Raw genomic sequence first — 14962 nt, 5'->3', positions numbered from 1 at the left:
AACCACGAACCCACACGGAAGGACACGGACATGTCGGCGTGGGTCCGTGCCCGTCCGTGGTCAGAAAGGACGACGCCTGCGGCGCGGCTAGGCTCCAGCCTCACGACGAGTAATGGCTTCCGTCCACCGCAGGGTCCGCAGCGGCGGATGGCCGGGCTTGGGCGTCGCCTGGCCCGGCTTGTGGAAGCTGTGGCAGGTGGTGCAGTCGGCGTCGTCGGCGGCGGCGATCTTGGCCGTGGTCTGGCCGTGGCAGGTCCCGCACTTGGCCAGGTCGGGGATCAGCACGTCGCCCGACTTGTCCGAGGTCTGGGCCCGGTGGCAGTCGGCGCACTTGAAGCCGCCCTTCTTGGCCAGCCCCGGTCCGCCATGCTCGGGCACGCCGTGGTCGAAGCCACCGCGCGGCAGGTATTTCGCCGCCAGCTTCACCGGCGCCATCCGCACGGTGTCGCCGTCCCAGGTGATGGTGTGGCAGTCGTAGCAGGCGCCGCCGCGCGAGAAGGTGGCGCGATAGGCGCTGGCCCCGCTGGCCGCAAAGGCGGTCGGGCGGATCTGGCCGGGCCGCGTGCGATCCGAGCCGCCGGACGCCGAAACGGTGCGGCCGGCCAGGGTGGCGACCACCTTGTCGAGGTCGCCGTGCGGGAGGTCGCGGAGTTCGCCGCCGACCTTGGCGTAGGCCAGGCTGTGGCAGTCGGCGCAGTCACGTTCCATCTCGATCGGCAGGAAGCTCGTCCCTGACGCGTCGCGGCGGTGGCAGGAGGCGCACTCCAGCGCCGCGCCATAGCCGGCCGCCTTGCCCAGGCCGATCGCCTGGCGCGCCACGCCTCCCAGCGGGTCCAGGTGCAGGCGGTGCGGGAAGATGAGGCCGTTGCGCTCCTGCGGCGCGGTGTCCAGAGCCACGCGCTGGAACGAAGGCTTCGGGCCCGCCTGGGTCATCACCAGCGCCCGGAAGCCCGGGTGCTTGCTCCAGTCGGGCGTGTCGATGAGGTCGGTCTTGGCGAGCCGCATCTTGAGCTGGCTGTGGCAGCTCTCGCAGTCCTGGACGACCACCAGCTTCGGCTTGTCCGACAGCGGCGCCGTCGGGTCGCCGCCCTTGGCCGGCGTGTGTTCGACGTGGCAGCTCGCGCAGCGGTCGGTCGGATGGTTCAACGTCCGCTGGACCATCACGCTGACCTTGCGGCCGAAGCCCGGGGGCAGGGGCGTGGCCTTCTCCAGGTCCGCGTGGGCCGCGTGCTCGGCGACCAGCCGCGGCTCGAACGGGCTGCCCAGGCGCCGTGCGGCGTCCAGCGCCTTGGGCGCCGTCGCGGGGTCCGCCGTATGGCAGGTCAGGCAGGCCTCGTCGCGCACTGCGACGAAGGCGTTGGCATGGCAGGACTTGCAGTCCTTCTCCATGAAGGCGTGGGCCTTCGACAGCGGCCCCGTGGACCACTGCTGGTCGGGGTGGATCTTCGGATTCGCCATGAACAGCACGAAGATCATCGGGATGGCCAGGCAGAGCAGGAAGATCCCGGAGCCCAGCACCCAGGCCATGTTGCGGCGGCCGAACACCTTGGCCTGCAGCGAGAAGACCCCGGGGCTGGCGTGATGCTCGTCGTCCTCGCGGGTGACGGTGACCTCGACCGCCTCCGCCTCTTCGCCGGGCGCGAAGCTGAGCGTGTATTCGCCGAAGGCCACGACCGGGTGGCCGGCGGCGTCCACGACGGCGCTCTGCACCGACTTGCCCGCGACCCGGAACGGCAGGCCGCTGACCGACTCGATGCCAATTCGGCCGGGACCGATGAAGCGCATCCGCGCGTGCTGCGGGTCGATCGACAGGTCGGCCAGGACGATGTCGTTGTCCGGCGCGCGCCCGATGGTGGCCTCGAGACCCTCCAGGCGCCGCTCGCGCACGATCGGGTCGCCGCCGCCGGAGCGCTGGGTGATCAGCTTAAGGTGAAATTCCTGGGCCATCTCACCAGTACGTAAAGACGCTGACCACGTGCGCGGTGAGCGCGGCCAGCAGGGCGAAGGTGGCGGGGATATGCACGAACAGCCACCCTTCGAGGAGGGCGGTGATCTGCATCTGCCGGCGTGCGAGGCCCAGGACGTCGGCCTTCTGCTGCAGGACGGTCTCGATGCGGGCCAGCGCCTCGGCCTGGCGCGGCGTGGCCGGGGCGGGCAGCTGCTTGAGCTTGCGCATGGCGCGGAGGTTGGCGCAGTCGCCGTGGGCGCCGGTCAGACGGCGCCAGAACCCGCCGCCGATCTCGGTCTGCTCCAGCGACAGGCGCACCACCTGGGCTCCGGCGCGATCCAGCGGCTGGGCCAGATCGTGCAGCTGCTTGTCGAGGCTCTCGATGGCCTCCAGCATCTGCTTGCGCGTGGTCTCGCCGCGGTTGCCGTGCAGGCGCTGGGGCAGGGTGGCGTACGCCCAGATGCCCAAGGCCCCAGAGGCGATCACCAGCATCATCAGGACATAGGCCAGGGTGTGGACGTTCCAGCCGAACTGGAAGCCGGTGTGCAAGGTCGCCAGCACGGTCAGCGACAGGCCCAGGTAGACGTGGGCCGAAACCCAGGCCTTCAGCGAATAGTGGCCCGCCGTGATCACCCGCTTGCGGATGCCCAGGCACGCCAGCCAGACGATCAGGCCGGCGCTGATGGTCCCCAGCGTATAGCCCAGCCAACTGCCGCCGCTGGGCGGCTCGGCGAGGCGGGCGGCCACGAAGAAGTACACCGCCACCACCACCAGGCAGAGCAGCGTCGCGATCTGCGCCCAGCGGAAGCCCTTGTGCCGCAGGAACCCTTCATGGGTCCGCTGCCTCACCCGTTCCGTATGCCCCCCAACCTGCGTCACGTGTCAGCCGGCGCCCCTGTCGATCCGCGCCACCGAGAGGAAGGCGTCGGGTGAGACCCGGATCGCCGCCCCCGTCGGGCAGGCCCGCACGCAGGCCGGCCCCCCGGCCTTGCCCGAGCACATGTCGCACTTGATGGCCAGCTTCGGCGATTCGCCGCCAGCGCCGCCCTTCGACGCCTTCTTGCGCCACTCGTAGTCGGGCTGGCCCGGGCCGGGCCCTTTGCCGAACAGCATCCAGGAAAACAGGCTGGGCTTGGGCGGCGGCGGCTTGTCCATCTGGATCACGCCGTAGGGGCAGGCCCGCTGGCAGTTGCCGCAGCCGATGCAGGTGTCGGAGATGAACACCTCGCCGTCCGGGCCGCGCCGGATGGCGTTCGGCGGGCAGTCGCTCATGCAGTGTGGATGCTCGCAGTGCCGGCAGGAGGTGGGCACGTGGATGTTGGCGAAGGTGGTGCCGGCCTCGCGGTTCAGGCGGCTGAGGCCGTCGTGGCTGTCGGCGCAGGCCTTCTCGCAGTTGTCGCAGCCGACGCAGAGGCTCTCGTCGATCAGCAGCACGTCCGTGGCCTCGCCGATCCCCTGCTTGATCAGGAAGTTGGCGACCGAGGAGTACATGTCGACGGCGCCGCCGAACTCCTCCTTCTGCTCCTCGATGAAGGCGTTGATCTCGCGCCGCGCCCGCATCTCGGTCTGCATGCGCTTGGCCAGTTCGGGCTTGCGGGCCAGCAGGGCGCGGAACGGTTCGGCCGGGAGCTTCACCACCGTCGAGCGGATTGCGGCCTTCACGGTCGCCACGCGCGGCGAACGCTCCATCATCGCCATCTCGCCGGAGTAGGAGCCGGCGGGGACGTAGGACATGAACACGGGCTTTCCGCCCAGGTTCTTCTCCACGATCATCGAGCCGGAGCGGATGATGTAGAGGTCGTCAGAGACGTCGCCCTCGTTGATGATGGCCTGGCCCGGGCGCACCTCCATCACCTCGGCGCCGGCCAGCACTTCGGAGATGTCGGCGGGCGTCAGGCCCGACTTGAAGATCTGCAGCACCTGCCGCTCGCTGGTGATGCGGTTCACCGTCTCGCGCGCCTCCGGCACCTGGGCCATCAGCTTCAGGGCGGCCATGCGCGGGATTTCCACGCAGATCGTAGGTTCGGACGCGCGGATCGTGGCCCCGCGCTTGCGGCCGGAGATCAGGCCCACCTCGCCGAAGATCGAGCCCGCGCCGATCGGCACGGTGATGTTCGGGTTGCTGGGGTCGACCTCGACCTTCACGGCGCCGTCCGCGATCCCGAACAAGGAGGATCCCTGGTCGTTGCGGATGAAGATCGCCTCTCCGGGCTTGTAGGCCCGGACCTCGGAGTCGAGCAGGAACTCCCGCATCTGCAGGGGCGAGAGGCCGTTCAGGATCTCCACCTTGCTGCGGAGGAACTCCAGCCACTGCGACACGGAAAGCAGGCCGGGAAGCGCCTTCAGCTTGTCCTTCAGCAACGGTTCGTCGGCGGGCTCCAGGTCGGTGACGCCGGAGATGAACTCCACGACGTCGTAGCCCTGGTTCATGCAGTGCTTGATCAGCGGATAGCCGGCCAGCGCTCCGATCACATAGATGCCGGGCTTGCTGCTGCTCTCGAACGTCGGCGTGAGGGTCGGGAAGGCGCTGGGCGAGTCGCTCGCGAAGGAGAGGCCGGCGGCCTCCACGAACTTGCGCGGCGGCGAGGCGCCCATCCGGGCGATGATCCGGTCGCACTTGTAGCGGGACGAGCCCTGGGGCGTCTCCACCGTGATCCAGCCCGGCTCGACCAGGACCGGCGAGGTCTCGGTCATGATGGTCATACGACCGGCGTCCCGTGCGGCGATCAGGTTGTCGACGTTGGCCTTCTTCGCCCGGGCGAAGTCGGCGGACCGGTTCAGGATGGTGACGGTGTTGCCCTGGGCGGCGTCCGCGGCCAGGCCCAGGGCGTTCTCGATGCCGGCGTCGCCCGACCCCACGACGAAGATGTGCTCGTCCGTGTATTCGCCCGGATCGTCGAGCTGGTATTGCACGTGGGGCAGGGCGGCCCCGTCGCAGCGCATCAGGTTCGGGTTGCCCTGGGTGCCGATGGCCAGGACGATGTTCTCGGCGCGGATCGGTTGGCCCTTGGTGAGCTCGATCGTGAAATCGCCCTTCTCGCCCGTGATCGCCTTGGCCTCGGCCTTGAAGCGCACGTTGACGCCCGCGGCCTTTGCGTCGGCGTCCCATTGGGCGAGGATCTTCTCACGCTTTCCGGCGTCGAACTCGCAGTCGGCGCGGAGCACCAGCACGGCGGGCGTCGCCATGACGTGCTTGCCCTTCTGGTAGCGGAAGATGGTGTCTGAGAGGTGGTCGGTCTTTTCCAGCAGGACATGGGAGATGCCCTTCTTCGCGGCGTGAGCGGCCGCGCTCAGTCCCGCAGGACCGGATCCGATGATCGCGATCTTGTAGAGTTCCGACATCGCCCCAAACGCCCCCAGTACATACGGCTCGACCTGGCCCTTGGCCGCACGCGCTAAGCCTTCACGCTCCCACTCAGCTTTGACACAGTAACATTTCCGATCCTGTGCGAACGCGCTACCACGCGCCGCAGGTCGGAGGGGAGCATAAAGTCCATGTTGGCGGAAGTCGGACAGTTCGCGCTGATCCTCGCCCTGTTGCTCTCGCTGGTCCAAGCGGTCGCCCCGCTGTGGGGCGCCCAGCGGGGCGACGGCGTGCTGATGGCGGTGGGCCGCCACGCCGCGCTGCTGCAGGCGATCTTCGTGGCCCTGGCGTTCGGGTGTCTCGCCTGGTCCTACGTGACCTGCGACTTCTCGGTGGCCCTGGTGGCGCAGCACAGCCACACCACCCAGCCGGTCGCCTACAGATTCGCCGCCACCTGGGGCAGTCACGAAGGCTCGATGCTGTTGTGGGTGCTGATCCTGGCGATCTACGGCGGCGGGGTCGCGGCCTTCGGCGGCACGCTGCGCGAGACGCTGCAGGCGCGGGTGCTGGGCGTCCAGGGCGTGCTGGCCGCGGCCTTCCTGGGCTTTCTGCTCTTCACCTCGAACCCCTTCCTGCGGTTGTCGCCGGCCCCCGTCGAGGGGACCGAGCTCAACCCACTGCTCCAGGACCCGGGCCTCGTCTTCCACCCGCCGCTGCTCTACCTGGGCTACGTCGGCTTCTCGGTGGCGTTCTGCTTCGCCGTGGCCGCGCTCATCGAGGGCCGCGTGGACGCGGCGTGGGCCAGGTGGGTGCGGCCGTGGGTGCTCGCCGCCTGGATCCCGCTCACCGCCGGCATCACGCTCGGCAGCGCCTGGGCCTATTACGAACTGGGCTGGGGTGGCTGGTGGTTCTGGGATCCGGTGGAGAACGCCTCCCTGATGCCCTGGCTGCTGGGCACGGCCCTGCTGCATTCCGCCTTGGTGCTGGAGCGCCGCGGGGCGCTGGCGAGCTGGACGATCCTGCTGGCCATCCTGACCTTCTCGCTCAGCCTGGTGGGCACCTTCCTGGTGCGCTCGGGCATCCTGACCAGCGTCCACGCCTTCGCGGTGGATCCGAAGCGAGGCGTCTACATCCTGGGTATCCTCGCCGCGACCACCGGCCTGTCGCTGGCGCTCTATGGCTGGCGGGCCCCGGGGCTGCGCTCGGGCGCCCTGTTCCAGCCGCTGTCGCGCGAAGGCGGCATCACGCTCAACAACCTGTTCCTGACCGCGCTGACGGCCACCGTCTTCCTGGGCACTTTCAGCCCGGTGTTCATCGAGATGGTCAACAACGACAAGATCTCGGTCGGCCCGCCGTACTACGCCCGCACCTTCGCGCCCCTGGCGATCCCGCTGCTGGCTCTGGTGGTGTTCGGGCCGATGCTGAACTGGAAGCGGGACGAGGCGCGCAAGATCCTGGCGCGCGTGCGCCTGCCCGCCATCGCGGCCGGCCTGGCCCTGCTGGTCGCCCTGCCGTTCGTCGGGCTCAAGGGCGTCGGAACCGCCGGAGGCCTGGCGCTGGCGGCTTGGCTGATCGCCGGGTCGGTGATGATCCTGGGCCGCCGGTGGTGGTCGGGCCGCGCCTACCTGGGCCGCGCGATCCGCACGACGCCGCGCTCCATCGTGGGCCTGGTGGTGGCGCACGCGGGCCTGGGGCTGCTGACGCTCGGGATCACGGGCGTGACCGCCTGGGACTCCGACAAGGTGCTGAACATGAAGGTCGGCGACAGCGTCGCCTTCGCCGGCCGCACCGTGACCATGACGGGCTACGAACTGGTCGAGGGTGTCAACTACCAGGCCAAGCAGGCGCGCTTCTCCATCAAGGGCCCGACCGGCGCCTATGAGCTGCGCAGCGAGAAGCGCTGGTTCCCCTCCGCCCAGTCGCAGACGACCGAGGCCGGCATCCGCGTCGGGCCGCTGGGCAACCTCTACGTCTCGGTGGGCGAGGAGTCGGAGGCCGGCGTGATCGTACGGATGTGGAACCACCCGCTGATCATCTGGATCTGGATCGGCGGGTTCGCCATGTCGATCGGCGGCGCGATCTCGCTCAGCGACCGGCGCGTGCGGGTTGGCGCGGCGGTGAAGACCCAACCTCTCGCGCAACCGGTGGCCGCGGAATGAGGCGTCTGCTGTTCGTCCTGCCCGTCCTGGGCTTCGTAATCCTGCTGGGGGTGTTCTTCGCCGGCCTCGGCCGCGACCCGCGCGCCCTGCCGTCCGCCTTCATCGGCAAGCCGCTGCCCCCCTTCACCACCGCCCCGGTGCGCCCGGGCGACACGGGGCTCTCGAACACCGATTTCGACCGCGGCGAGCCGGTGCTGCTGAATGTCTTCGCCTCCTGGTGCGGGCCGTGCCGGGTCGAGCACCCGGTGCTGATGCGCCTGCGCCAGCAGGGCGTGGCGATCCATGGCCTGGACTGGAAGGAGGACGCGCCCGCCGGCCTGAAGTGGCTGACCGAGCACGGCGACCCCTACATCCGCGTCGGCAACGACGAGACCGGCCGCACGGGTATCGAGTTCGGCGTGGCCGGCGTGCCCGAGACCTTCGTCATCGATAAGAAGGGCAAGGTCCGCTATCGGCACGTAGGCGCTCTCACGCCCGACGATTGGGAGCAGAAGATCGGCCCGCTGATGGAACAGCTGAGGAAGGAATCGTGAGGCGCTTCCTGTCCCTGGCGCTCGCGTTCGCCCTGGTGGCCGGTCCGGCCGCCGCGGTGAACCCGGACGAACAGCTTCCCGACCCGGCGCTGGAGGCCCGCGCCCACAAGCTTTCGAAGGAACTGCGCTGCGTCGTCTGTCAGAACCAGTCGATCGACGATTCCGACGCCGCCCTGGCCCGCGACCTGCGCATCATCCTGCGCGAGCGGATCAGCGCGGGCGACACCGACGCCCAGGCGGTGGACTATCTGGTCGCCCGCTACGGCAGCTTCGTGCAGCTGAAGCCGCCCATGCGGCTGGACACGCTCGCACTGTGGTTCGGACCGTTGGCGGTGCTGCTGGTGGGCGGCATCGGCGCGGTGGTCTACATGCGGGGCCGCTCGCCCGCCAAGGCGGGCGCGCTGACGGCCGAGGAAGAAGCCGAATTGGCCGAGATGCTAGACTCCGACGAGGTCCGCTGAATGCTCTGGATGATCCTGACCCTGATGACGGTCCTGGCGGCCGTGGGCCTGGCCATCCCGCTCGTGCGCCGGCGCGACGCCGCCCGCACCCAGCGCGCGGACGCCGTCACCGTGCTGAAGGACCAGTTGGACGAGATCGAGGCCCAGGCCGCCGCGGGCGCGCTGCCGCAGCCGGAAGCCGAGGCGCTGAAGACCGACCTGAAGCGCCGCGTGCTGGCCGAAGGCCGCCGGCCCGAGGCCGCCGCCCGCCCGCTGTCGGAGCGCACGCTGCTGATCGTGGCGCTGGGGATCGTGGCGGTGGTCACCCTGGCCGGCACCGGCCTCTACCTGAAGATCGGCCGCCCCGACGTGCCGGGGACGTCGGCGCTGAAGGCCGGTCCCGCCGCCATGGCGACGACCGCCGAGGGCCATCCCCAGGGCGAGGTGGGCGCGATGATCGCCCAGCTCGAGGCGCAGATGCAGCAGCGGCCGGACAACGCCGAAGGCTGGCGGATGCTGGGTTGGTCCTACATGCAGACCGGCCGCAACGCCGAGGCCGCGGCGGCCTATGGCAAGGCCGCCGCGCTGGACCCGAAGAACGCCGAATATCTGTCGGCCCAGGGTGAGGCCACGGTCCTGGCCTCGGACGGGGCGGTGACGCCTGCCGCGGAGGAGGTCTTCCGCCGGGCGGTCGCCGCCGACCCCGGCGACCCGCGCGCCCGCTACTATCTGGCCGTCGCCAAGGATCAGCGGGGGGACCAGGAAGGCGCGATGGACGATTGGGTCGCCCTGCTGAAGTCCGCGCCGCCGGACGCGCCATGGGCGGCCGAGGTGCGCACCTTCGTCGAGAAGGTCGCGGCCGACCGCAAGATCGACCTGTCCGGACGGCTGCCGCCGATGCGGACGGCGCAGGCCCCGATGGCGGAGCCCGCGCGCGGTCCCAGCCAGCAGCAGATGGCCGAGGCCCAATCCATGAGCGAGGGCGATCGCCAGCAGATGATCCAGGGCATGGTCTCGGGCCTGGCCGAGCGCCTGAAGCAGAATCCGAAGGACCGCGCCGGCTGGGAACGCCTGATCCGCGCGCGGATGGTGCTCGGCCAGACGCAGCAGGCCGCGGCGGACTACCGCGACGCCAGCCGCGCTTTCGCGGGCTCGCCGGCGGACCAGCAGGCCCTGCGCAACACCGCCTCTCAACTCGGCGTTCCGGTGGGCTGATGGCTGATCTCTTGGAAAAGGGCGGGGCGGGGACCGCGGCGCAGCTCATCCTGGAACTGTTGCCCGAGCCGGTGATCCTGGTGCAGGGCCGGGAGGGTGAGGCGCCCGAGATCGCCTACGGCAACCGGGCCGCGCGCGAGGTCTTCCGCATAGACCTGGCGGGGGCGCCCCTGGGGGCGGCGCTGCGCCGTCCGGAGGTGCTGGAGACCATCGAGGCCGCCCTGGAGATGGGCGGCTCGGCCGAGGTGGCCTTCGAGACCATCGGCGTGCAGCCGCGATTCTGGCGCGCCTTCGCCCGACCGCTGGAGACCGAAGGGAAGGGGCCTCGCCGATTGGTGGTCATGCTGCGCGACGAAACCGACGCGCGTCGCACCGAGCGCATGCGCGCCGACTTCCTCGCCAACGCCAGCCACGAGCTGCGCACGCCGCTGGCCTCGCTGGCCGGCTTCGTCGAGACCCTTCGCACTCACGCCAAGGACGATCCCGAGGCGCGCGACAAGTTCCTCGGCATCATGGCCCAGCAGGCCACCCGCATGGCCCGCCTGGTGGACGATCTGCTGTCGCTGAGCCGCATCGAGCTGAACGAGCACATCGCCCCGTCCGGCAAGGTCGACCTGGCCCGCACGATCCAGGACGTCACGGACGCCATCCGTCCGCTGACGGAGGAGCGCGACGTCAGCGTGGCGACCAAGTCGGAGCCGGGCGTGAACTCGGTCGTCGGGGATCGCGACCAGCTCGTGCAGGTCATCCAGAACCTGGTCGACAACGCGGTGAAGTACACGCCGCGGGGCGGCAAGGTCTGCGTCAGCCTGGAGGCGGCGCCCAGCCTGGAAGCGGCGCGCGCGTCCAGCCGCTCCGGCGTCGGCCTGTCGCTGCTCTCGCCGGACAGCGGCGAGGGCCAGGCCTATGTGGTGCTCCGTGTCACCGACGAAGGGCCCGGGATCGCCCGCCAGCACCTGCCGCGCCTTTCCGAGCGCTTCTACCGGGTCGAGGGCCAGCGGAGCGGCGGAACCGGGCTCGGTCTCGCCATCGTCAAGCACGTGGTCAACCGCCATCGCGGCGGCCTGATCGTCGAAAGCGCCGAGGGCGAAGGCAGCACCTTCAGCGTCTATCTACCGGCGGCCGGCCCCAGTTCGTGACGCCGCGGGCGGCAAACCGCCGTCGCTGTCGCAAAACTGTCGCGAGATCGCATTAGTTTGCGCCGCAACGGATCGAGGGCTGAGTGACACGTTCTTATCAAGCCGAGTTGCGGCAACTGGTGGCCGAGGTCATTCGCATGGGCGGCCTCGCCGAGGCCCAGGTGGTGGATGCGGTCGACGCCGTCGTGCGCCGCGACGTGCCCCTGGCCCAGGCGCTGATCGTCCGCGACCTGCGTCTCGACACCTTGCAGAGCGAGGTGGAGCGCCGCGCGCTCAGCCTGATCGCCCACCATCATCCTGGCGAGACGGACCTGCGCCGCGCCATCTCGACCCTCAAGCTGGCCATGAACCTGGAACGCTGCGGGGACCTGGCGCGCAACATCGCCAAGCGCAGCCTGGTGCTCTCCGCCGGCGAGCCGCTGCTGCCGCTGACCGGCGCGATCGAACGCATGGGCCGCCTGGTTTCGGCTCGCCTGCGCGAGGTGCTGGACGCCTATGCCGCCGGCGACGTGGAGCCCGCGCTGGACGTCTGGCGCCGCGACGGCGAGGTGGACGAGCACTACGAAAGCCTGTTCCGCGAGCTGCTGGCGCTGATGACCAACCATCCGGGGTCCGTGGCCGCCGGCGCGCACCTGCTGTTCATCGCCAAGAACCTCGAACGCATCGGCGACCACGCCACCAACATCGCCGAAATCCTGCACTTCCAGATGACCGGTCAGGAGCTGACCGGCGAAAGGCCCAAGGTGAGTCTGCCTAGCGTCGAAGTGGAGGGCGCGCCATCGTGACCCCGTACGTCCTGGTGGTGGAGGATGAGGACGCGCTGGCGACCCTCCTCGACTACAACCTCATGAAGGAAGGCTTCCGCGTCGAGCGGGCCGCCGACGGCGAAGAGGCCCTGTTGCGGGTCGCCGAGGAGCCGCCGGATCTGGTGGTCCTCGACTGGATGCTGCCCAAGGTGTCGGGCGTCGAGGTCTGCCGCCAGCTCCGCGCCGGCGCCGAGACCCGCCGCACGCCGGTCCTGATGCTGACCGCCCGCGGCGAGGAAGCCGACAAGGTCCGCGGCCTCGACACCGGCGCCGACGACTACGTCGTCAAGCCCTTCGCGATGAGCGAACTGGTCGCCCGTATCCGCGCCCTGCTGCGCCGGACGCGGCCCGAGCTGGTGGAAGAGCGCCTGGAGTACGCCGACCTGGTCCTCGACCGCGGCCGCCACCGGGTGACCCGCGCCGGCAAAGACGTGCACCTGGGTCCGACCGAGTACCGGCTGCTGGACTTCCTGATGCAGCGGCCCGGCCGGGTGTTCAGTCGCGAGCGCCTGCTGGACGCCGTCTGGGGCGCGAACACCTATGTCGAGGTCCGCACCGTCGACGTCCATGTGGGCCGCCTGCGCAAGGCCTTGCGCCAGACGGACTCGCCGGACCTGATCCGGACGGTGCGGTCGGCCGGCTATGCCCTCGATACCGAGGGCTAGCCGGATACCGCCGTCATCCGAGCGTCACAGACTCGGCTGACGCTCGTCTGCGTCTTTCGCCGTTGGGGGCAGCGATGCACGAGACTTCTCCCGCCGTCCGCTGCCGGACGGCCTTCATCTCCGACATCCATCTGGGCACGCGGGGCTGCCAGGCCGAGCTGCTCCTGGAGTTCATCCGCGAGCTCGAGTGCGAGACGCTCTACCTGGTCGGCGACATCGTCGACGGGTGGAAGCTGCGTTCGGGCTGGTTCTGGCCCCAGGCCCACAACGACGTGGTCCAGAAGATCCTGCGGCTCGCCCGCAAGGGCGTGAAGGTCGTCTACGTCCCCGGCAATCACGACGAGGTGGTCCGTGACTTCTGCGGCGTCCACTTCGGCGGGGTGATCGTGGCGCGCGACGCCGTCCACGAGGCCGCCGACGGCCGGCGCTACCTCGTCACCCATGGCGACGAGTTCGACGGGGTGGTGCAGAACGCCCGCTGGCTGGCCTTCCTGGGCGACTGGAGCTACCGCGCCCTGATCGCCCTCAACACCCACTTCAACCGCGTGCGCCGGATGATGGGCCTGGGCTACTGGAGCCTGTCGGCTTACCTGAAGCACAAGGTGAAGGACGCCGTGGCCTTCATCGACAAGTTCGAGGGCGCCATGGCCGACGAGGCCCGCCGGCGTGGCGTCCACGGCGTGATCTGCGGCCACATCCACAAGGCCGAGATGCGCGACATCGACGGCGTCGCCTACCTCAACGACGGCGATTGGGTCGAAAGCTGCACCGCCATCGTCGAAGGCTTCGACGGGACGTTCGAGATCGTCCACTGGCTGGAGGCGCGCAAGGCGCTGTCCGGCGTCCCCATCCTGCTCCGCGCGCCCATCGCCGCCTGACGACCGGCAAAAAAGGGGCCGCGACCGGGGGGCGGTCGCGGCCGAAACGCGGCCTTCGGGGCGGCCGACTGGAGATTTACGCGAGGGGTTACTGCGCGCGACGCTAGCCGCGCCTCGTGTCGTCCCCATGACGGTCCCGCGACCCAGGAGAAAAAGCCGCCGCGGCGAAACCGCGACGGCCTGAAGTCTCCGGGGGAGGAGCTTTAGAAGGCCACCTGCGCGCGCGCGGCGACGGCGTCGTAGGTCTGGCCGATTTGCACGCCGGTGGCGTTCAGCCGGTCGATCTCGACGTGCTGATAGCCGAGCATCATCCGCATGGCCGGGTTCCAATACCAGTTGACGCCCACGTTCCAGATCTTCTGCTCGCCGCCGCGGACGCCGCCGACCGGCGTGGCGCCCGTCAGGCCCTCGCGATAGTTGAGGTCGAGCACCGAATAGCGTGCGGCCAGCTCGAAGGCGCCCCAGGTGCCGGCCTTCGGATTGAAATTGTAGTTCATGCGCGGCGCGCCGAAGCGGGCCTCGACCGGGTCATACGGCCGGGTTTCGCCCGTCAGCACCCACGACGCCTGCGCGTACCAGCCGTTGAAGTGCGGGTTGGCCAGCGCGCTGTTGCGGCGCTCGATCTTGTATTTGAAGTACTCGCCCTCGACCAGGAAGCTGCCGAAGCCGAACGCCGCTTCGCCGCCATAGACTGTGGCGTGGTCGGCGTCGATCGCGCCGGCGTCCACGAGCCGGGTTCCGTCGAGCCGGAGCTCGGGACGGTCGCGGATCTGGATGGGATACCGCGTCCCGGCGACGCCGGGGCCGACCGCGTCGTTCGGCTGGATCACGTACTGGTAGTTGGCGCCGAAGTGCGCCTGCCAGGTCGTGCCGGAGTAGGGCGCCAGCGCGGCGCGCGCGACCCAGGCGGTCTGCTCGTCGAACTGCTGCGTGCCGCCCAGAGTATTGCCGGTGAAGGCGGTGGCGCCGAACCAGCGGGTGGCGATGCCGGTGTCGTCGTCACCGAACACGCCGGCGGCGGAGAGCTGGATGGCCGTCCGAGAGTCACCGGCCGCCACGTTCCGCGCCGCTTCGGCGGGGGCCGGGCGTTCCAGGATAGGCATGGCGCTGGTCGAGGTCGCCGCGGCCAGGTTCACGTTCGGCTCGAAGGCCCCGACCTTGATCCGCAGCGGCTTCAGCGCCGTGTAGGTGACCGAGGCCTCGTAGAGCCTGCCGGCCTCCTCGGCGCCCGACCCGCCGAACTCGTAGACGAACGAATAGTCGAAGTCCTGGAACAGGCGCCCGTCGAAGCCGATCCGTGCGCGGCGGAAGTTCACGCCTTCGTTCAGGTCGCGGCCGACTACCGCCGGGCCCAGGTCGTTGTCCTGGAAGTACTTGCCGGCGTCCATCATCAGGATCGCGCGGACGTTGGCCGTAAACCGGCCGTCGGCGGTCGCGAAGGTTGGCTTGCCGTTGGGCAGGGTGACGGTGACCGACGTGCCGGCGGGGGCCTGCTTCAGGGTGGCGATGTCGGTGTTGACCGTCTCCTGGCTGGTCTTCATCTCCGCGAGCTGCGCGGCCATCGCGTCGAGCTGCTGCTGGATGGCGGAGAGCTGCGGCGACGGCTGCTGGCCGGCCGCCCTCATGGCGTCCAGCTGGGCGCGCATGTCGTCGAGCTGGCGTTGCATCGTCTGCAGCTTGGTGTCGTTGGCCGACGCCGGGGCGGCCAGGGCGCTGGTCGCGACGCTGCACATGAGCGCGCCGGCCATGGTCGCGGAAAGCCACGCGGTGGCGCCGCGTTTGAGAGACATTCCCATCGTGGAGTCCTTGCTCTTGGCCGCCAGGAGGGCGACGTCGACGGGCCGGTCTCTAGGCCTCGATTGCGACGGTACGGCA

At 69.9% G+C, this 14962-nt stretch carries 11 protein-coding genes and 1 pseudogene; 8 read left to right on the top strand and 4 right to left on the bottom strand.

Annotation, left to right across the window (positions count from 1 at the left end; genetic code table 11):
- Positions 1-87: 87 nt before the first annotated feature.
- The 3 genes from EPO51_RS03825 to EPO51_RS03815 are packed head-to-tail and all read right to left on the bottom strand — an operon-like array spanning position 88 to position 5290.
- A complete protein-coding gene (locus tag EPO51_RS03825) occupies positions 88-1947 on the bottom strand; it encodes a cytochrome c3 family protein (RefSeq protein ID WP_293346134.1) in 1860 nt (619 codons plus the stop codon).
- Between the two features lies 1 nt (position 1948).
- Entirely contained in the window at positions 1949-2797 is an 849-nt protein-coding gene (locus EPO51_RS03820) for a hypothetical protein (protein ID WP_293346132.1), read from the bottom strand.
- Positions 2798-2830: 33 nt separating this feature from the next.
- Positions 2831-5290 (bottom strand): cyclic nucleotide-binding domain-containing protein, encoded by a 2460-nt coding sequence (locus EPO51_RS03815; RefSeq protein ID WP_293346130.1) that lies wholly within the window; start codon positions 5288-5290, stop codon positions 2831-2833.
- Between the two features lie 153 nt (positions 5291-5443).
- Between EPO51_RS03815 and EPO51_RS03810 the strand changes: the two genes are divergently transcribed.
- The 8 genes and pseudogenes from EPO51_RS03810 to EPO51_RS03775 all read left to right on the top strand — a co-directional run.
- Positions 5444-7411, top strand: a complete 1968-nt coding sequence (locus tag EPO51_RS03810; RefSeq protein WP_293346128.1) for a heme lyase CcmF/NrfE family subunit — start codon at positions 5444-5446, stop codon at positions 7409-7411.
- On the top strand, positions 7408-7944 hold the full coding sequence (locus EPO51_RS03805) for a DsbE family thiol:disulfide interchange protein (RefSeq protein WP_293346127.1): 537 nt from the start codon (positions 7408-7410) through the stop codon (positions 7942-7944). The genes EPO51_RS03810 and EPO51_RS03805 overlap by 4 nt, the downstream gene beginning before the upstream one ends.
- Positions 7941-8405 carry a cytochrome c-type biogenesis protein gene (locus tag EPO51_RS03800; protein ID WP_293346126.1) on the top strand — a complete coding sequence of 155 codons (465 nt, stop codon included), beginning with the start codon at positions 7941-7943 and terminating at the stop codon, positions 8403-8405. Before EPO51_RS03805 ends, EPO51_RS03800 begins: the two co-directional genes overlap by 4 nt.
- Complete coding sequence (gene ccmI, locus EPO51_RS03795; protein WP_293346125.1) at positions 8406-9599, top strand: c-type cytochrome biogenesis protein CcmI; 1194 nt, start codon at positions 8406-8408, stop codon at positions 9597-9599.
- On the top strand, positions 9599-10738 hold the full coding sequence (locus EPO51_RS03790; protein ID WP_293346124.1) for an ATP-binding protein: 1140 nt from the start codon (positions 9599-9601) through the stop codon (positions 10736-10738). The genes ccmI and EPO51_RS03790 overlap by 1 nt, the downstream gene beginning before the upstream one ends.
- Before the next feature lie 83 nt (positions 10739-10821).
- Complete coding sequence (gene phoU, locus EPO51_RS03785) at positions 10822-11523, top strand: phosphate signaling complex protein PhoU (protein WP_293346123.1); 702 nt, start codon at positions 10822-10824, stop codon at positions 11521-11523.
- Positions 11520-12209: a phosphate regulon transcriptional regulator PhoB gene (gene phoB, locus EPO51_RS03780; RefSeq protein ID WP_293346122.1), complete on the top strand. Its 690-nt coding sequence runs from the start codon at positions 11520-11522 to the stop codon at positions 12207-12209. The genes phoU and phoB overlap by 4 nt, the downstream gene beginning before the upstream one ends.
- A 74-nt stretch (positions 12210-12283) precedes the next feature.
- Positions 12284-13036: pseudogene (locus EPO51_RS03775) on the top strand (UDP-2,3-diacylglucosamine diphosphatase); the annotation flags it as partial.
- Positions 13037-13290: 254 nt separating this feature from the next.
- On the opposite strand, the gene EPO51_RS03770 reads toward EPO51_RS03775, so the two are convergent.
- Positions 13291-14877 (bottom strand): porin, encoded by a 1587-nt coding sequence (locus EPO51_RS03770; protein ID WP_293346121.1) that lies wholly within the window; start codon positions 14875-14877, stop codon positions 13291-13293.
- Positions 14878-14962 lie beyond the last annotated feature (85 nt).

It is taken from the genome of Phenylobacterium sp., from assembly GCF_004297125.1.
Taxonomy (GTDB): Bacteria; Pseudomonadota; Alphaproteobacteria; order Caulobacterales; family Caulobacteraceae; genus Phenylobacterium.
Note: the sequence above shows the minus strand (reverse complement) of the source record. Positions and strands in the feature narration are given on the sequence as shown.